The organism is Chitinophaga sp. RCC_12 (assembly GCF_041360695.1).
GTDB lineage: Bacteria > Bacteroidota > Bacteroidia > Chitinophagales > Chitinophagaceae > Chitinophaga.
On sequence record NZ_JBFUPS010000011.1, the window covers coordinates 59,876 to 78,380 of the forward strand.

Consider the following 18,505-nt stretch of genomic DNA (forward strand, 5'->3'; position numbering starts at 1 on the left):
TCACCCTTTAACAGATGACACCATGAAATACGGTTATACAATTGTACTTCTTGCAGGTATACTGACAATCAGTATGCGGCTGTCGGCACAAAAAGCAACCCAGAAGCCTCCGAATATCGGCGCCAGCTTCCTGCTGGTAAACCCCGACGCCAGGAGCAGCGGTACCGGGGATGCAGCTATCGGCCTATCGCCCGACGCCAACTCCCTGTTTTCAAACGCTGCGAAAATAGTGTTTGCGGGCGACTGGGGCCTGAGCGCCAACTACTCCCCCTGGATGTGGGAACTGAATAATAATAAGTCAAATATGGCTTATGTATCCGGCTATAAAACATGGAACGGATCGGAAGGAGTAGGACTTTCCATGAAGTACTTCAACTATGGCTCCGTTACTTTCCGGGATGATAACGGCACGGTACTCCAGGACTATAATCCCAAAGAATTTGCGATAGACGGCGCCTATGCCAGGAAGCTGGGAAACCACACCTCGCTGGCACTCAGCATCCGGTACGTTCGCAGCCAGCTGGGACAAGGTTCTTACAATAATATTCAGCAGAAACCCGCATCAGCCGTGGCCGGCGACATCGCTTATTATTACCAGAACAGTGTGGATAAACTGGATTTCGGTAACCGCTACTGCTTTGGCGTAAGTATTACCAACATCGGAACAAAGCTGCAATACTCAGACGATAACAACCGGAAAAGTTTTCTGCCGATGAACCTCCGTATCGGTGGCGGCTATACGTTTGTGCATACCCACGAACACGAGTTTACCCTTTCGGTAGACATCAACAAGCTACTGGTACCTACCCCACCGCTGTATGCCCTCGATTCCAACGGAATAGAAACCAGCCAGATCCTGAAAGGAAAAGATCCTGACCGGGGCATAGTAGACGCTATGTTCTCTTCCTTCGGCGATGCCCCCGGCGGCTTCCATGAAGAATTAAGGGAATTCACTATTGGCTCCGGTATTGAATATGCCTACAGGCAGGCATTTTTTGTACGTGCAGGGTATTTCTATGAACATCCGAATAAAGGCTACCGGCAGCATTTTTCTGCGGGACTGGGCGTACGTGTATCAAACCTTGCGCTGGATATCGCCTATCAGCTTCCTACCGGAGAAAGCCTGATTCAGAAAAGGACCCTGAAGTTTTCGCTGGTGTACAACATTGGCGGAACGCGGGATGAAGCCATTCAACAACCGTAATTCATCTACTAAAATATCCAACATGAAAAGCGAATTTATAACACCCAATAATATGAAATCACTGATCATACTTGCATTTCTTTTGTTTGCCGGATTCATGCCCGGTGTTTTTGCACAGGAATCTGTAAAACCAGATAACACCGGCGGTAGTACCGGAAGAGTGAAGGACATGCTTTTCCCTACTTTTCAGAAAGATCTTGCTGACCTGAACCAGCGGTCAGCTATACCTCCTGCTGACCGTGCTGCCGTGTCTAAAGACAGCAAATCGCGTCTTTTCACCAACTACCAGGCGCCACGCAGCAATGCTGTTCCACAACTGCGGGCCGCTAAAAGCAGGCCGCTTCCTTCTGACAGTGCAGCAACTGCAAAACCGGATACCCAGGCTCCTAAAATTGTTCCTACACCTAACCAGGATGGCGGATCATCACCCAAAAAGAATTAAGCGCATCGTAAACTATCACAAAAATGATTATTATGAAAAAGATATGTTACCTGACCTTTCTCCTGTTGACGGTATCATTTCATATTGTATGGGCTCAAAGCGGATTAACCGGAACCAATTACCAGGCGGTAGCCCGCAATACAAATGGGACAGTACTCAGCAACCAATCCTTAACGGTGCGTTTTTCTATTTTGGGAGGTTCCGCAGCAGGACCTGTACAATACCAGGAAACACATAGTACTACCACCAATACCCTGGGATTATTCACTTTACAGATTGGTAAAGGAACTCCCTTAACAGGCACGTACAGCGGTGTTCCCTGGGCGAATGCCAATCAATTTTTAAAAGTAGAAGTATCTATAAACGGCGGCAACTTCAGTGAATTGGGTACTTCCCAGTTAATGAGCGTACCGTATGCGTTATTTGCAGCCAATGGCACTCCTGGTCCGGCCGGGGCAACAGGACCAGCCGGTCCTAAAGGCGATCCCGGTGTAGTTGGCCCTGTAGGGCCGATAGGACCAGTTGGTCCCGTGGGACCTGCCGGCGTTAAGGGAGATCCCGGTGTTGCCGGTCCTGTGGGCCCAATAGGACCAATAGGACCAGCCGGTGCTACCGGACCACAGGGTGCGAAAGGTGATCCGGGTGTGGCCGGACCAGTTGGACCAATTGGACCTATTGGTCCTGCTGGCGCCGTCGGACCACAGGGGGCGAAAGGTGATCCGGGTGTAGCCGGTCCGGTTGGACCGATTGGACCCGCCGGTGCTACCGGACCGAAAGGTGATCCCGGCGTAGCTGGTCCGCAAGGTATTCAGGGCGTACCCGGCGCACCCGGACCAGTTGGCCCGATGGGTCCTGCAGGTCCTGTGGGACCAATCGGTCCTGCCGGTGATATTAACGGTGTAGCCGCGGGTGGCGATCTTTCAGGTACTTATCCGAATCCTCTTATCGGGAATGGAAAGGTGACACTGGCGAAGATTGCCCCGGGTGTGATCCCAACTACCCTGCCTCCTAACGGTCCTGCTGGCGGAGATCTTTCCGGTACTTACCCCAATCCGGTTGTACAGGCCTTACAGGGTAAACCGGTAAGTAATGTAGCGCCGGCAGCAGGACAAATCCTCAAATTTGATGGTGCGCAATGGTTAGCGGGCGCACCTCCGGGAGGTGGTCTTACACTGCCGTTTGTAGCCACAGAAAACAATGCCGCTACGCTTTTCAGTATTACGAATGATGGAGACGGCACGTCGCTGGAAGGGGTTAACAATACCGCGACCAGCAGCATTGCAGCTGTGAGAGGCATTGTTTTCTCTACTTCCCCTGGTGGATTTTCCAGCGCGGTAAGAGGTATCAATAACGGCACCGGTGGTTTGGGTATAGGTGTATGGGGTTCCCAGGCTGGTTCGGGCTGGGGTGTGTACGGTGTAACGCCGAACGGGCTTGGTGTATATGGTAATAGCAGCGCCGGTGGAACCGGCCTCTATGGAAACAGTAATACCGGTACCGGCTTAACAGCTACCAGTAACAACGGTATAGCCGCCAGTATTGCCATCTTCAATAATGCCAATAACAATAATGCTTTAAATGCCAGCAGCCTTGGAAATGGTACTGTGGTGAATGTAACTTCCAGCGGTAACGGGGCAGGCGTACGTAGCAGTACCGGCGCCGGTTTTGCCATTCATGGTATTACAAGTGCGCAAACCTCAGCTGGTGTTATAGGCGATAACAACGGAGCCGGAGAGGCCGTAGTTGGACGGACCACCAGTGACATTGCGGGGGCCGTAGTTGGACGGAATGACGGTGGTGGATATGGTGTACGCGGTTTTATTTCGACCAACACTTCAGGCACGGCAATAGGCGTATTAGGCCAGGTAGGTTTAAACAACAGTACCGGAAGAGCCGGACGTTTTGAGAATTTCAATGCCACCAATACTACCGGAAATGTGTTGGAAGTAGCGACCAATGGTAACGGTAATATCCCGGATAACACACAGGGTAATGCTTCTTCCTTCCTGGTAGACAATACCAATAGTGTGGGCGCCGCAGTAAGGGGTGAGGTAAAAACTATTTTTGGCAACTTCGGAGCGGCTGCTTTGTTTGGTGTTTCTTCCGGTACTGGTGGATTTGCGGGGTTGTTCCATGCTTCCAATGCTGCAGGAAACGGTGCTGCACTGGTAGCTATAACGGATGGAAATGGTAATGCCATTACCGCCAATGCGAGCAAAAACGGCAATGGGGTAGAAACCAATATAGACGGCGGCGGAAATGCCTTGTATGCCTGGGTACCCACCTTTGCCACCGGCAGGGCAGGCAGGTTTAATATCTTTAATGAATCCAATACCAGCGATGCGGTTACTGTTACAACGGTAGGTAATGGCATTGCCGGCAACTTCAAGGTGGACAAAGTAACGGGCACCTCTCCGGCCGTAAAAGGAGAAGTAAACTCCCAGTTTTCCAATTTTGGTACAGCAGGCATTTTCGGATTATCGTCTGGTACCGGTGGTTTTGGGGGGCTGTTTTATGCATCGAACCCTTCGGGAAATGCGCCGGCTATTGTGGCGATTACCGAAGGCAGTGGTAATGGCATTACCGCTAATGCCGGCAAAAATGGTAATGGTGTGGAGGGAAGCTGTGATGGCACCGGAAACGGTGTTTATGGATGGGTACCTAATTTCGGTACCGGCCGTGGTGGACGCTTTTCCAACTTTAATGCCGCTAATTCCCGGGAAGTAGTATTAATCAGTAATGCCGGTACCGGCACCGGTTTGTTAATCAACCATACCGGTCCTTCCGGCAATTTAGCTGTTTTCCAGAGCGCCAGTGCAAATGTTGCCCGCATCAATAAGGCCGGACGTGGTTTCTTCAATGGCGGTACGCAGGCCAGTGGAGCGGATGTGGCGGAATCATTTGCCGTATCAGGCGAACGCAATACTTATGAAGCCGGTGATGTACTGGTGATTTCCACGCATACCGACCGGATGGTGGAAAAGTCATCCGAACCCTATTCCACCCTGGTAGCCGGAGTATTTGCCACTAAGCCGGGTTTGTTATTAACCGAAAAGGATATTGACGCCAATTTAGATGGTGAAGTGCCCATGGGGGTGATAGGTGTAATACCTACGAAAGTTTGCAATGAGAATGGCGCTATTCGCCGGGGCGACCTGCTGGTTACTTCCAGCAAGGCTGGTTATGCGATGAAGGCGGATATTGATAAAGTAAAGCCAGGTCAGGTACTTGGCAAGGCGCTGCAGGAATTCAGCGGTGCAGAAGGTAAGATCAATGTGCTGGTGAGTGTAAAATAAGTGATTCCGAAATAGCGAAAGGCGGGCATCTGCGGATGTCCGCCTTTTTGTTTGTGGCCTTCGGCCACTTAAATTGTCTTTCGCGGATTTTGTCTTTCTCAGGATTACGCTGATTATACTGATTAGCTGGATTTTTACTTTTTGGATTTTCTTTGGATTAAGGGAGATGGAAGCGGAGGTTATCTTTCCTTTATCAACACAAAAAGGCAAACAGCTCCAAAAGGAACTGTTTGCCAAATATATTGAGTTGCCTGTGACGGCTATAACTAGATTCTGAAGTGAGAGAAAGCTTTGTTCGCTTCTGCCATACGGTGAGTATCTTCTTTCTTCTTGAACGCTGCGCCTTCACCTTTGCTTGCTGCTACGATTTCATTCGCGAGCTTGTCAGCCATGCTTTTACCGTTTCTTTCGCCGGCGAAGCGTACTAACCATTTGATGCTCAGGGATATCTTTCTGTCAGGACGAACTTCCGCAGGAATCTGGAAGGTAGCACCACCGATACGGCGGCTTCTAACTTCTACACCCGGAGTAACGTTGGCCAATGCTTTTCTCCAAACCTCGTAACCGTTTTCACCGGTCATCGTGCTTACCTTATCCACAGCATCGTAGAAAATTTTATAGGCAATGCTCTTTTTTCCTTGTTCCATTACGTTATTAACAAAGCGGGTTACCAGCTTGTCATTGAACCGAGGATCCGGAGCCAGAGGCAATTTCTTTGCAGCTTGCTTTCTCATTTATTGAAAATTACGACTATTTATAATTATTATTTTTTAGCCTTTTCCTTTTTAGTACCATATTTGGAACGGCTCTGCTTTCTGTCTTTCACACCTGCAGTATCCAGGGAACCGCGAACGATGTGGTAACGAACACCTGGTAAATCTTTTACCCTTCCACCACGGATCAGTACGATGGAGTGCTCCTGCAAGTTGTGACCTTCACCAGGGATATAGGCAATCACCTCAACTTTGTTGGTTAAACGCACTTTCGCTACTTTACGCAGAGCGGAGTTCGGTTTCTTAGGCGTGGTAGTGTATACACGAGTACAAACGCCACGACGCTGAGGGCAGCTATCTAATGCCCTGGACTTAGACTTAGCCCGGATAATTTCTCTTCCTTTTCTTACTAATTGTTGTATAGTAGGCATTCTTTACCTAGTTTTTTTATGTCGGTTTACAATGACATCCAAATTCCCCACATAGGGATTTTGGGACGGCAAAGGTAAAACTATATGTGTGAATAACAAAATTGTTTCGAAAATATTTTTGCCGGAATGATCTCCCGGGTAAACAGGGAAGGTCTTATTATTCTGGTAGCAGCTCAGGATTACCAAAAACCGGATTGCAAAGGTATGATATCCGTTAGAAACTACCATAAAAAAATGGGGCCTTTTTATCGGCCCTATTCTTATCTCTATAATAATATATAAAACGCTTATTTCTTGTCTATTATGTAATTCCAGTGCCGGATATCGGTGGTGCGGCCGGTGCGGATATCATCGAGCCGCTGGATTACTTCCGCTCCTACTTCATATTTGGTAGTATCCAGTTTGATCTTCGTATCGAGGTAATCAAGCTGTTCTACATAAGCCACGCTGGAGGCGGTGCCGGTACCAAATACTTCGCGGAGGGTACCATTATTATAGGCAGTTACCACTTCATCGATAGAGATAGGCCTTTCTTCAATTTTAAGTCCCATATCTGCCAGCACGTCCATTACACTGGCGCGGGTAACGCCTTCCAGGATGGTGCCCTGGGTAAGGTCGGGCGTGATGGCGGTATTGCCGATAATCGCAAAAACGTTCATGGTACCGCATTCCTGCAGGTATTTATGTTCGTAGCCATCCACCCAGAGGATTTGGTCGTAGCCCTGTTTCCTTGCCTGCATGGTGGGGTACATGGTACCGCCATAATTGCCGGCAGCTTTGGCGTAACCAACGCCACCGGGGAAGGCGCGTACATACTTATCCTGCACCAGTAATTTGATGGGCTTATTAAAATAAGGGCCGGAAGGTGAGTTGATGATGGCAAACTTATAGGTATCGGACGGGCGGACGCCGATAAATTCATCTGCCGCAATCATAAAGGGACGCAGGTAGAGGGAACAGCCTTCACCGGTGGGTACCCAGTTGCGGTCCAGGTCTATCAGTAAATCCAATCCGCCTACAAACAACCACTCGGGTACCTGGGGCATGCCCATTCTTTCTGCGGAGGTATTAAAACGTTTATAGTTATCATATGGCCTGAAGATCATGGGATGACCTTCGGGATCTTTATAAGCCTTGATGCCTTCAAAAATGGCCTGCCCGTAATGCCAGGCAGCATTGGAAGGACTTACAGACAGGTTCTGGAAGGGCAGTATCTCCGCATTTTTCCATTCTTTACCATCAAAATCGGCCACCAGCATATGGTCGGCGTACATTTTACCAAATGCCAGGTTGTTGAAATCAACCTCACTGAGCCTGCTGTGCGTAGTTTTGGTGACTTTAATCTTCTGAAGTGCCTCTTCCTTAACTGTTGATTTATCTACCATCATGGTTAATCAATTTTATCTCAATATTTTTACATTTTAATCGCTGTGCCACCGGAGCCCTGGTGGAACCGGCAGTGCAAATAAACTGATTTTTCCCCAGAGGGGGTTTTCATATTAAACTAAACGATAATAAACATGTCGCTTGAGCAAACCCAACTTGACCCGTACTTTCTGGCTAAAATCTTTACCCAGCCAATCATTCCCGGGAAAAGCATGCCGGCTGAGGCCGTAGAAAAAGTGACGCCCAAAGTCAAATATTTAGGAGAAAATCAAAAAAACATTGCGCTCTTCATACAAAACGAAAACGAAGCGTATTTAAACGAAGAATTATTCAACCTCCTTACTAATATATTAAATGCCTGTAAACTGGGGATGCAGGATGTATCACTGATTAACGTAATCCACTACCCTTCCCTGACGTTCCCCGACTGGCAGGCGGCAGTGAAGATAGAACGGAGCGTTGTATTTGGGATTGCACCGGAACAACTTGGGTTAAATGATATACCACCATATCAGCTGGTGACTGTAAACGGTACCACCTTGTTGTTTTCCGATGAGCTATCCCTGATAGGCAGCGATAAAGTACTGAAGGCCAGGCTATGGGCCGGGTTAAAACAATTATTAGGCATTTAAACTTCTTTTCCAATCATATGAAATTGATATTCGCCACCAATAACCCAAACAAAGTAAAAGAGTTCCGGTCGTTGCTGGGAAACCAGTTTGAGATCGTTACCCTGCTGGAAGCCGGTATTGATATAGACATTCCGGAGCCACATGATACGCTTGAAGCCAATGCTACCGAAAAGTCGGTCACCATTCACCGCATGACCGGTGAAAACTGTTTCGCTGAAGACACCGGCCTGGAAATAACGGCGCTCAACGGTGCGCCGGGCGTTTTATCTGCCCGCTACGCCGGGGAACAGAAAGAGGCCGCCGACAACATCGCTAAAGTATTACGGGAACTGGAAGGCCAAAGCGACCGCAGTGCGCAGTTCCGCACCGTTATTTCCCTGATACTGGATGGTAAGGAACACCAGTTTGAGGGAGTGAGCAAAGGTCATATCACCACCGCTGTGAAAGGGGAAAAGGGATTTGGCTACGATCCGATTTTTGTTCCGGAAGGTGAAACACGCGCCTTTGCAGAAATGGATCTCACGGAAAAGAACAAGTATAGCCACCGGGCCCGGGCCTTTGAGAAATTTGTGGCCTTCCTGAAACAAACAGCAAACGTTTAGCATCTCCTAAAAAGTAAATATGGCAAGAGTCAAGATAGATTTACCTGCAACATTCCCGTTCAGCGTACAAATTCCCGTAAGGATACGGGATATTAACTATGGCAACCACGTAGGCAATGACGCCATCCTGTCTATTATTCATGAAGCCAGGATACAGTTCCTCAACAGCCTCGGCTATAAAGAACTGGATCATGAAGCCGGCGATGGTTTTATTATGGCTGATGTAGCCATTGCTTACAAAGGCGAAGGATTTTACGGAGATATATTTGACATCGCCATTGCGGCGGGCGAATTTAGTGCCCTGGGCTTCGAATTGTTTTATCGCATCACCACTAACCGTAACGGACAAACGATTACCATCGCAGAAGCTAAAACCGGTATGATATGCTTTGATTACAAAGCACATAAAGTAGCAAAACTACCGGCCGATATGAAGGCACGACTGGAAACAGGAAAATAAAAACAACAGATTATGGATGAAACAACCACCTCCACTGCAGTGGAGCAGGCGATTATAGCACGCCGTACGGTGAAACCCACCAGCATGAACGGCCGGAAGATTGCAGACGAAACGGTACAACAACTGTTGCAGCTGGCCGACTGGGCCCCCACACACGGATATACAGAACCCTGGTACTTTGTAGTATACAGCGGCGATAAGGTACAGCAGTTTTGTGCAGATCATGCAGATATGTACAAACAGTTTACCCCGGCTGATAAATATATTCCAGGTAACTACGACAAACTGAAAACACAGGGCAACCTGGCATCGCATGTACTGGCGATTTGCATGAAACGCGGGAACAATCCGAAGATCCCGGCGCTGGAAGAAATCGCCGCGGTATCCTGCGCAGTAGAAAATATCTGGTTGGGCGCTACTGCGCTGGGTATTGCCGCCTACTGGGGTTCCGGCGGGATGACCTACCACCCTGCCATGCAGGAATATTTTGGTTTGGGAGAAGAAGACCTGGTACTTGGCTTCTTTTATATGGGCTACACAGATGAGCCTGTGCAACCGGGAAGAAGAGTGAAACCTTTTAATGAGAAGTTCAAATGGATGTAATTTTATAAGAAGATGGGGACCTGTTGATCCCCATCTTCCTATAAATTATTTTAACAGATACCCGTTTACTTCATCAGCAAAGCTGCTGATCTGCGTAGCTACCCAATGTTCATCTTTATGTAATTCTTCCGCCATAATCCGGGCTACGGCAGGGGCTATACGCAGCGCTTCCCTTGCATCGAGGAACAGCAGGCGCGTACGGCGGGCCAGGAAATCTTCAATATTGCGGGCCATTTCCTCCCTCACAGCCCATACTACCTGCGCTTTAATGATATGATATTCCCCGCTCAGCACCTCCTGCAGATTCGGCTGACGCGCCACCATCTGGTGCAGGTGCAATACATCACTGCCATAGAAATACCAGGGATCTTCCCAGTTCACCTTATCGGTAGCGCCATGAATTTTCAGGTGATGGGTAACGGAGGCTGTTTCCTTCCACTTCAGCACCACTTCCAGCTTATGTATGACGTCTTCCGCCATCCTGCGGTAGGTAGTCCATTTACCACCGATTATTGTAATAAGATTTGACGCAGATACGATTATTTTATGGCTGCGGGAGATTTCCTTTGTTTTATGCCCCTCTGCTTTAGCGGCGGCAAGCGGGCGAAGACCGGCCCACACACTGCGGACATCCGAGCGTTGCGGCGCCCTTGACAAATACTGACCTGCTGTGCGGAGTATGAAAGCAATTTCCTCCTCCAGTGCGCGGGGTTCCAGGCTGATATGATTCACCGGGGTATCGGTAGTACCCATCACTACTTTATTATGCCAGGGCACAATAAACAGCACCCTTCCATCGCTGGTAGACGGGATCATCAGGGCGTTATGCCCGGGTAGAAATTCGCTGTCGAGTACCAGGTGTACTCCCTGGCTTGCCGCAATAGATTTTGGTGCAGCCGGGTTATCCATTTCCAGTACATCGTCTGCAAACACACCGGTAGCATTGATGACTGCCCGGGTATTAAGATATATTTCCTCTCCACCGCCCAGGGTATCCTTTACCGTTAGTCCGCTGATTTTTCCAAAGCCATCTTTTCGCAAACCGGTAACACGCATATAGTTCAGCACCGTACCCCCATTATCTGAAATGGACTGTACCAGGTTAATGGCCAGGCGCGAATCATCAAACTGTCCGTCGTGATACAGCACGCCACCAGCAAGCCGATCCTGCTTCAGCGTAGACAACCGCTCCAGGGTAGCCGATCTCGAAATATGTACGGACTTCCCCAAACTGAGCCGGCCTGCCAGCCAGTCGTACATTTTGAGGCCAACAGTATATTTCAGGTTCTCCCAGAAATTAAAAGTAGGAATAACGAAAGCCAGGTTACGTACCAGGTGTGGAGCATTGGCAGCCAGCAATCCACGTTCCACACTGGCTTCCCTTACCAGCGACACATCGCCCTGTGCGAGATAACGTACGCCTCCGTGTACCAGCTTCGTGCTTTTACTGGAAGTGGATTTTGCGAAATCCACCTGCTCCAGGAGCAAGGTTCTGTAACCCCGTGTTACCGCTTCCAGGGCGGCACCAAGACCAGTAGCCCCTCCCCCGATCACTATGATATCCCAGGGTTCGAGATCCTTTCTTAATGAGGTAACAAGCATTTCTCTGTTCATAAGCTAGTTTTCATTGGTCTGCCAATCCTATACAAAATACTGAGGAATCGGATACCGGACAAATAAAGCAGCCGATTCCAGAAAACTTAACGGCCGGGAGAGTTAAAAGTTTTAAATTCAGGAACATTTAGGCATTAAAAATGTTCCTCCTAGAGATCATTCAATTTTACAGCTTCATATGTTTACCAGGATTCACCTCAATTACGGATATTTTTTTCAGCTGCTGATACTGCTGGTATTGATGACCGGGAGCTACAACGCCGATGCACAAAGCCGTAAGCGTAAGCCCAAAACCGATACCATTCACCTGGTAGCTGTTGACAGTGCTACCATCAGCAAGAATATCCAGGCGTTATCGAAAGATACCAACCGGGTAAGAAAGTCGGACACTTCTGTTTCCATCCTGATCAACCGCATTGAGAGCTACACCTTGACGCTGAACGACCTTATGAGTTCCCTCCGCCGTGGGTTTGACACCTCGCGGATCATTGCCGGCCTGCCGCTGACAGATACTTCCCTCGCGCTGATCAGGTACAATATTGCCAGTTTGGGCCGCACACCGAATATCAACGATATATATACCAATAAAGTAATGCTGGAGCAGGTGCAACGAAAGCTCACATCGTGGCAGGGCGCCCTGTTTTCCTATTACGAGAAACTGAAAAACATTAACGACACAATCCGCCTTATCCGCGGAGATACCGCTATGCGGAACATCCCTTCTGAAGATGAGCTATATGGTTTTTACCTGGGCCAGGTGACCAACCTCGTGCTTAAATTCCGTTCCGTAGACAGCGCGAATAAGGCCAGTCTTATTAAGATAGGACTGCTGCAAAACAAGGTGGCGAACCGGTATATTGAAGCCTCCAATCTCTATGAGGACATGGACTACCGGTTGCAACAATACGCCTCCAACATGTTTGTACGGGATTACCGCTACCTCTGGAAGCCTCACCGCGACAGTATCAACCCTCTTGAATTTTTCCCGGTACTGAAAAATTCGCTGCATAAAAGCACGAAGGTGCTCGACATCTTTTTTTCTATACAATGGCCTGTATTTTTTGTATGGTTACTACTGGCCATACTATTTTCCTGGTGGGTACACAACAATATTAAACGCATCCGGCACAATCATCCTGAACAGGAAGGCGAAACCATCCTCCAACACGCCCGGTACCTGTACCGCAACCCGGTGGCCTGTACGGTGGTACTGATTGCCACTTTGTCCGCCGTACTTTCTGTACGTTATCCTATTCTTTTTACAGAAATCACCTGGGGTTTAAATGTGATAGCGCTGACCTTTATCTTTCGCACACATCTTCCTAAAACATTATTCAAAAGCTGGTTATTACTGGCCGGCCTGCTGTTTATTTACAGTTTGAATAACCTGTTGATAGAGGTTACCTATACCGAACAATGGGGATTATTGATAGGCGCCATTCTTTCGCTACTGCTGGGTAACCGGCTGCTGAAAGAATCGTCGCTTACCACTTTTGCGCAACCGAAATTTACCAGGCCGGTACTGATGCTATTTATGATCATCAGCGCCTTTTCCCTTATCATGGTAATTTTTGCGCGGGTGGGCACTGCCAAAATCATGGGATCTACCGCTGTTGTGAGCACAGTAATGGCGCTTAGCTTATTTACGCTTGTAAAAATACTGATGGAAGCTGTTTATCTCCAGGTGGAGGCCAATAAAGATTCCAGCACCTTCATTTCTTTTATGGACTACCAGGAAGTACAGAAAAAACTGAGAACATTCCTCACGATCCTGGGCTTTGTAGGCTGGCTGGCAATTTTATCCCGCAGTGTTTATTTGTATGATATTATTTATGAGGTTATTACCGATATCCTCTCCTCCAAACATAAGCTCGGCAATTCGGATTTTACTTTCAGCAGCGTCATCATTTTTATCCTGGTAATATGGGTGGCTACTGTGGCTTCGCAGCTGATTGCATATATGTTTGGTAACACCGGTCAAAGCGCCAATCCCAATAAAAAAACGAAATTCGGTTCCGCCCTGTTGTTACTCCGACTGGCAGTGCTTGCCGGCGGCGTGTTGCTGGCATTTGCCGCCTCCGGTATTCCCATGGATAAAATCACTATTGTAATAGGCGCTCTGGGCGTTGGTATCGGTTTTGGTTTGCAGAACATCGTGAACAACCTGGTATCCGGCATCATCCTCGCCTTTGAAAAGCCGATAGAAGTTGGTGATGTGATAGAACTGGGACCCCGTTCCGGCGTTGTAAAAGAAATAGGCATCCGTTCCAGTAAGATCAATTCCTTCGACGGCTCAGAAGTAATTGTTCCCAACGGCGACCTCATATCCCAACAACTGATCAACTGGACCCGGACCAACCGGAATAAACGTATAACAATTGCGCTTGGCGTTGGTTATGGAAGTAATATCGACCAGGTGACAGCTATTATCAACTCCGCCTTTACCGATCGTAAAGATGTGCTCACTGCTCCCGCTCCTTTTATACAGCTAACCGACTTCGGAGATAACGCGGTGAATTTCAAGGTTTACTTCTGGGTAGGTGACCTGGATAATGCGGGCAGGCTTCAAAATGAGGTGATGTCGTTTATTTACACCGCCCTTAATCAGGCCGGTATTGAAATCCCTTATCCACAGCGGGATTTGCATATCCGGTCGGTGGATGAGTCGTTGTTGAAAAAATGGGATAAGCCTGCTCCGGGCGATCCTCTTTAAAAAAAATTCTAAAAAAACGTTGGATTCATTTTGAATTTTCATTTTTAAGCCGTTATCTTTGCACTCCCGTTTTGGAGCAGCAGGCGCTACTGATAGTAGTTACAGCGATCCGGATGGAGAATAAGGCGAGGTAGCTCAGGTGGTTAGAGCGTTGGATTCATAACCCAAAGGTCTCGGGTTCAACTCCCGATCTCGCTACGAAATTTTAGAAGGCTTTCAGGCATGTGCTTGGAAGCCTTTTTAATTATATTTTACGCTTGGCGTAAAATTTGCGATGTACTTTTAATAAATCAGCACCCAGGTGTTCTGGAGGATGGTTTAGGGTTAGAAAGTTCTTTTTACTAGTGCTCTATATTTATTTAACAGGTATGTATGTAAAGCATGCAAAAGAAGAGGCAAGTCAAAACTCATCTGTTACTACACAACAAATACAAATAAAAAAGGAGGTTACTATGGAGAGAAAACAAATAAATATAAATCAACAAGAATTAAAATCTACAGAAACTAACTCTAAACATCCTTTAAGGAATTAATTATATAAAGCTCCTTTCGGAGCTTTTTTATTTTGCATAAATTCATTTTCGCTCTCCAGTAAATATGAGATTAGCTTTGAACACCCCATTTAAGCGCTTCTGTTTCCCCATCAATCCTAAAGATTCATATAGAGTTTTCAGATTTGCGTAAATGCGGTATAGCCTTCTCCAATCTGCTCATCTTTTCATTTATATTACTGCTTAGTTTTTCAATTTCATAGAACAAGACAGATTTCGCAACTGATAATTTATTATACCATCTTTTACAGGTAACTGGTTCAATTTCCTTATTTATTAATTGTTCCTCTACTTCCTCAATTGTCACTTAGCCGTGTGCACAGAATAAAATATTTCACTTAATGCTTCCTCCAACGCTTTTCCTGACAATGTTTTTCCAACTATAACTCCATCAGGACCGATCAAAAAATTCTGGGGAATTGCCTGGACGCCATATGATTTCGCAGCCGCACTATCCCAAAATTTCAGATCAGAAAGCTGAAGCCATGGAAGTCCGTCATTTTTAACAGCAGCCAACCACAACGCTTTGCTGTCAGGCTTATCGAGAGCAATACCGACAATTGTGAAGTTCCGGTCTTTGAATTTATTGTAGACTTTAACCAGGTTAGGGTTCTCTGCCCTGCATGGTCCGCACCAGGAAGCCCAGAAGTCAACCAATACATACTTGCCACGAAATGACGAAAGTTTAACCAGCTTCCCTTCTGCATCGGGCACTTCAAAGTCCGGCGCCGGTTGCCCTATTGCAGTCACTCTCATTTTATCCAGGTTAGCGGCTACTTTCTTACCTTCCTTACTATTTTTAATGCTGAATGATAACCCGTCGAACAAAGGCTTCACTACGTCATAGCGTTGCTCGTAAGCGATTTTGGGAAACAATTCCAAACTGAGCATTGATGCAGAATGGGACTGAAGGAACTTAATATAGGCATCTTTGGTCATGTCACTAAACCTTTTCCGGAATCCTTCCACTTTGGCCTCGTAATCCTGCGTGGTCTGTGGTGACACCTTTCCTTCCATGAATTGCCTGTCTTCATCGGTCATTTGTGAAAAGCCGGCATCAACCAGGTTATTAAGATCGTTATAATCATTATTCCTGGGGGTTCCGGTTACCTGTGATCCGGCAACTGTAGCCCCATTCGTTTTAATATGAATGCTACCCGGCTCAAGATAAACGGTTAACTGTTCAAGGCTGTTAGTTCTCCCAACACCTTTCGTATCAAAGATTAATGTAGCGGATACCGGCGAAGTGGACGCCCTGCCGGCAAATCTGAAAGTACCATTCTTCAATTCAACGGAATCAATAATGGATTCACCTCCCATCGTATACTCCAGGTAGGCTTTTTCAGGGGCGTTGCCTGTGCCATATTTGCCATCGATAGTAAACTTATTATTACTTTGAGCAAAAGCTGCCAATGGCATTATTGACAAACCGGCTATGATTAACTTTCTCAATTTAAGTAGGATTAATTAGGATTCAGAAATCGAATTATAATATGAATTACAATGGGTGATTACTACGTTGCCATCAGGAAAAGCATTTAGTTAAACAGTTCCATCAGCTTTGCTTCCAACTCTTTCCCATGGAGATCCCTGGCAACAATTACACCTTTATTATCTACCAGCAAATTCCTTGGAATAGCCTTAATGTGATATTTTTTAGTAACAGGAGAATCAAACCCTTTCAGGTCTGCCAGGTTTGTCCAGGTATAACCATCCTTCTCTATTGCCTTCTTCCAGGCTGCAGCATCCGTGTCAAGAGACACGCCAATTACACCCAATCCTTTGGTCCGATACCTGGCATAAAGCGGAACAAGTGCCTTTGCCTGCATTCTGCATGGCGAACACCAGCTGGCCCAGAAATCGATAAATGTATATTTGTTTCCGGAGATGATTGTTTTGGTGGAGATCTTTTTTCCTTTTACATCCGGCAGCGCAAAATCCTCATACTGCGCTGCTTCCTGCATACCCGGTACCGGTTCCGCTTTTTCATTCTCAGTAGTAACACCAACACCATTAGCATCATTTACAGTCAGCGTATACTCCTTTGATGAAGGAGGAAGACACATTTGATTATTGCATGCCATGTACCTGATCCGGAAATGCAATACTGTCTTCTCATCTGCCCTGAGTTTGATAGTTTGTGAAAACGTAACACCCTTCGCGTAATAAGCCACAGTTTCCCCGGTAGAAGATGCTGCTCCTTTTTCTTCCATCTCTCCTATCAACTGAACATTCGGATTTTCTCCCCATGTAATGGTAGTAGGCATTCCCATTCCACCATCATAAGACTGTGGATAAATATGAAACGGTTCGTTGATAGACGCCACGAAGGCAATCTTAAACGTGAGTGGCGCTATTGAGTCACTACGGAATTTCCACGAAACCGGGTGGTTGTCCTGCGCAATGCCGGACAAAGCTACCAGACTGGTCAATATCAAAAAAAACACTCTTCTCATAAATACTTTTTGTAAGGCAAAAGCCACATTCGTTTTAAATCGGGTTATTATCACCTAACAGGCACAAATTGCATTACCCTTTATACCTGGATTTTGTGATCTCTACCATAGACTTCAGTTTGTAATACTCCCTATCCGTGGAACCGGCGTAACCAGAACTAAAGAATCTTATATTACCTAATGGGTCAAATATGATTTTAGTAGGTGTTCCCTGGACATCAAAGAACTTGTTTTCCTCATCCTGTAAAACGTTGAGAGTAATCCCTTTTTTCTTCACGAAAGTTTTCACGGTAGCCCTGTCTTCAAACAGGCTTACCACAAACATTTGAAATGCATCTTTTTTATAGTCCGCCACCACACGCTCAAATCCGCTGAAAGCAGCTACACACGGAGTACATCCTGTGGACCAGAAATCCAGGGCCAGCACCTTGTTCTTATAATCCCTGAGATGAACGATATTTCCTTCCAGATCCGGCAGTGATATATCTTTTACAGGTTTCGTGGCGTGAAAAAGCGTAAACATTTTACCATCCCCTCCCGGGATAGGTACTGCACCGTCGAGCGTCGTTTTCGGTGATGCTATGTACAACTTTTCCACTTCCTTATAACAGTGATGATATGCTTCATCCTTCAGGGATTTAAGATATTCCTCAAATCCATTTTCGGTACCCTTTACCTTTTTATATACCAACCTGAATGTATTAACCATCACCGGGTTTGACTCCGCTTCCCTGAATGCTTTACTCAAGGTATCGAATGCCACCTGGTACTTGCCGGCAGCAAGCATCACTACGCCATACCGGTTCAGGTAATTGGATTTCGCATCCTTGAAATAGCACATTTCGCGCATGCCGTCTTTTACTTCGGATGATTTCGCCAATAACTGCAATGCCGTATCTGTATTTCCCAGTTGAGCATTAGTTGCTGCGTTTATCTCCATAACGGTCTGCGTTCTGCCAATTCCATCTTTCAATGCTCCTGTGCTCAGATCTTCCAACATCCCGGCTGAAACCTTTTCTACTTCGCCCGGATTGGCATTTGCATCAAAGAGGTTATCCAGCGCATAAGTCAGATACAGGAATTGAAGCACGTTGAATTTCGGCCTGGTGTTTTTATAATACCAATAACGTTCAAAATTCCCTTTGGTAAGCCATCCCATAGCCAGCTGTGCACGGTATTCCTCATACATTAATGGTTTGGCAGGGTCTATTGGATTTGCTTTCAGCATTTCATTGTATTGCCTCTCCTGGTCTTCCACGTTTACTATTGAAGTAAAATCCTTAAAGTTATACTTCATGGATGGCGATTGCTGTGCGAAGACGGAACCGGAAATCAGCAACAGCAAGATTAACTTTTTCATTTTCATCAGATTCAGATTAAACGGTATTGAAAATTTTAAATT

General features: G+C 46.7%; 15 protein-coding genes and 1 tRNA gene. 9 read left to right on the forward strand and 7 right to left on the reverse strand.

Annotation, left to right across the window (positions count from 1 at the left end):
* The first annotated feature begins 22 nt into the window (after positions 1-22).
* From porV to AB6805_RS26660, 3 genes are read left to right on the forward strand one after another with little or no spacing between them, the layout of a single operon-like run.
* Entirely contained in the window at positions 23-1,204 is a 1,182-nt protein-coding gene (gene porV, locus AB6805_RS26650; protein ID WP_370912480.1) for a type IX secretion system outer membrane channel protein PorV, read from the forward strand.
* Between the two features lie 22 nt (positions 1,205-1,226).
* Entirely contained in the window at positions 1,227-1,646 is a 420-nt protein-coding gene (locus tag AB6805_RS26655) for a hypothetical protein (protein ID WP_370912481.1), read from the forward strand.
* Positions 1,647-1,678: 32 nt separating this feature from the next.
* Entirely contained in the window at positions 1,679-4,942 is a 3,264-nt protein-coding gene (locus AB6805_RS26660) for a hypothetical protein (RefSeq protein ID WP_370912482.1), read from the forward strand.
* A 266-nt stretch (positions 4,943-5,208) separates the two neighbouring features.
* On the opposite strand, the gene rpsG is transcribed toward AB6805_RS26660, so the two are convergent.
* The 3 genes from rpsG to AB6805_RS26675 all read right to left on the reverse strand — a co-directional run bounded on the left by rpsG (position 5,209) and on the right by AB6805_RS26675 (position 7,474).
* Complete coding sequence (gene rpsG / locus AB6805_RS26665) at positions 5,209-5,676, reverse strand: 30S ribosomal protein S7 (RefSeq protein ID WP_079470783.1); 468 nt, start codon at positions 5,674-5,676, stop codon at positions 5,209-5,211.
* A 29-nt stretch (positions 5,677-5,705) separates the two neighbouring features.
* Positions 5,706-6,086: a 30S ribosomal protein S12 gene (rpsL, locus tag AB6805_RS26670; RefSeq protein WP_012789278.1), complete on the reverse strand. Its 381-nt coding sequence runs from the start codon at positions 6,084-6,086 to the stop codon at positions 5,706-5,708.
* A gap of 287 nt (positions 6,087-6,373) precedes the next feature.
* A complete protein-coding gene (locus tag AB6805_RS26675; RefSeq protein WP_370912483.1) occupies positions 6,374-7,474 on the reverse strand; it encodes a branched-chain amino acid aminotransferase in 1,101 nt (366 codons plus the stop codon).
* Between the two features lie 132 nt (positions 7,475-7,606).
* Between AB6805_RS26675 and AB6805_RS26680 the strand changes: the two genes are divergently transcribed.
* From AB6805_RS26680 to AB6805_RS26695, 4 genes are read left to right on the forward strand one after another with little or no spacing between them, the layout of a single operon-like run.
* Positions 7,607-8,104, forward strand: coding sequence for a hypothetical protein (locus AB6805_RS26680; protein WP_370912484.1), 498 nt, complete (start codon positions 7,607-7,609; stop codon positions 8,102-8,104).
* A 17-nt stretch (positions 8,105-8,121) separates the two neighbouring features.
* A complete protein-coding gene (gene rdgB / locus AB6805_RS26685; RefSeq protein WP_370912485.1) occupies positions 8,122-8,706 on the forward strand; it encodes an RdgB/HAM1 family non-canonical purine NTP pyrophosphatase in 585 nt (194 codons plus the stop codon).
* A 19-nt stretch (positions 8,707-8,725) separates the two neighbouring features.
* Positions 8,726-9,166, forward strand: coding sequence for an acyl-CoA thioesterase (locus tag AB6805_RS26690; protein WP_370912486.1), 441 nt, complete (start codon positions 8,726-8,728; stop codon positions 9,164-9,166).
* Between the two features lie 12 nt (positions 9,167-9,178).
* A complete protein-coding gene (locus tag AB6805_RS26695; protein ID WP_370912487.1) occupies positions 9,179-9,769 on the forward strand; it encodes a nitroreductase in 591 nt (196 codons plus the stop codon).
* Between the two features lie 45 nt (positions 9,770-9,814).
* Here AB6805_RS26695 and AB6805_RS26700 read toward each other — a convergent pair whose 3' ends face one another.
* A complete protein-coding gene (locus AB6805_RS26700; RefSeq protein WP_370912488.1) occupies positions 9,815-11,383 on the reverse strand; it encodes a glycerol-3-phosphate dehydrogenase/oxidase in 1,569 nt (522 codons plus the stop codon).
* 178 nt (positions 11,384-11,561) lie between these two features.
* Here AB6805_RS26700 and AB6805_RS26705 point away from each other — a divergent pair, with 178 nt between their 5' ends.
* Entirely contained in the window at positions 11,562-14,096 is a 2,535-nt protein-coding gene (locus AB6805_RS26705; RefSeq protein ID WP_370912489.1) for a mechanosensitive ion channel family protein, read from the forward strand.
* Positions 14,097-14,220: 124 nt separating this feature from the next.
* Positions 14,221-14,294 (forward strand) — tRNA-Met (locus tag AB6805_RS26710).
* 656 nt (positions 14,295-14,950) lie between these two features.
* On the opposite strand, the gene AB6805_RS26715 is transcribed toward AB6805_RS26710, so the two are convergent.
* From AB6805_RS26715 to AB6805_RS26725, 3 genes are all read right to left on the reverse strand, one after another.
* The gene (locus tag AB6805_RS26715; RefSeq protein WP_370912490.1) at positions 14,951-16,099 is read right to left on the reverse strand and encodes a redoxin domain-containing protein; all 1,149 of its coding nucleotides are present in this window, start codon (positions 16,097-16,099) and stop codon (positions 14,951-14,953) included.
* Between the two features lie 86 nt (positions 16,100-16,185).
* Positions 16,186-17,103 carry a TlpA family protein disulfide reductase gene (locus AB6805_RS26720; protein WP_370912491.1) on the reverse strand — a complete coding sequence of 306 codons (918 nt, stop codon included), beginning with the start codon at positions 17,101-17,103 and terminating at the stop codon, positions 16,186-16,188.
* Between the two features lie 73 nt (positions 17,104-17,176).
* A complete protein-coding gene (locus tag AB6805_RS26725; RefSeq protein WP_370912492.1) occupies positions 17,177-18,463 on the reverse strand; it encodes a TlpA family protein disulfide reductase in 1,287 nt (428 codons plus the stop codon).
* Positions 18,464-18,505: the final 42 nt, after the last annotated feature.

Coding starts and splice junctions, on each gene's coding strand:
- porV (WP_370912480.1), top strand. CDS start 23: ATGAAATACGGTTATACAATTGTACTTCTTGCAGGTATACTGACAATC.
- AB6805_RS26655 (WP_370912481.1), top strand. CDS start 1,227: ATGAAAAGCGAATTTATAACACCCAATAATATGAAATCACTGATCATA.
- AB6805_RS26660 (WP_370912482.1), top strand. CDS start 1,679: ATGAAAAAGATATGTTACCTGACCTTTCTCCTGTTGACGGTATCATTT.
- rpsG (WP_079470783.1), bottom strand. CDS start 5,676: ATGAGAAAGCAAGCTGCAAAGAAATTGCCTCTGGCTCCGGATCCTCGG.
- rpsL (WP_012789278.1), bottom strand. CDS start 6,086: ATGCCTACTATACAACAATTAGTAAGAAAAGGAAGAGAAATTATCCGG.
- AB6805_RS26675 (WP_370912483.1), bottom strand. CDS start 7,474: ATGATGGTAGATAAATCAACAGTTAAGGAAGAGGCACTTCAGAAGATT.
- AB6805_RS26680 (WP_370912484.1), top strand. CDS start 7,607: ATGTCGCTTGAGCAAACCCAACTTGACCCGTACTTTCTGGCTAAAATC.
- rdgB (WP_370912485.1), top strand. CDS start 8,122: ATGAAATTGATATTCGCCACCAATAACCCAAACAAAGTAAAAGAGTTC.
- AB6805_RS26690 (WP_370912486.1), top strand. CDS start 8,726: ATGGCAAGAGTCAAGATAGATTTACCTGCAACATTCCCGTTCAGCGTA.
- AB6805_RS26695 (WP_370912487.1), top strand. CDS start 9,179: ATGGATGAAACAACCACCTCCACTGCAGTGGAGCAGGCGATTATAGCA.
- AB6805_RS26700 (WP_370912488.1), bottom strand. CDS start 11,383: ATGAACAGAGAAATGCTTGTTACCTCATTAAGAAAGGATCTCGAACCC.
- AB6805_RS26705 (WP_370912489.1), top strand. CDS start 11,562: ATGTTTACCAGGATTCACCTCAATTACGGATATTTTTTTCAGCTGCTG.
- AB6805_RS26720 (WP_370912491.1), bottom strand. CDS start 17,103: ATGAGAAGAGTGTTTTTTTTGATATTGACCAGTCTGGTAGCTTTGTCC.
- AB6805_RS26725 (WP_370912492.1), bottom strand. CDS start 18,463: ATGAAAAAGTTAATCTTGCTGTTGCTGATTTCCGGTTCCGTCTTCGCA.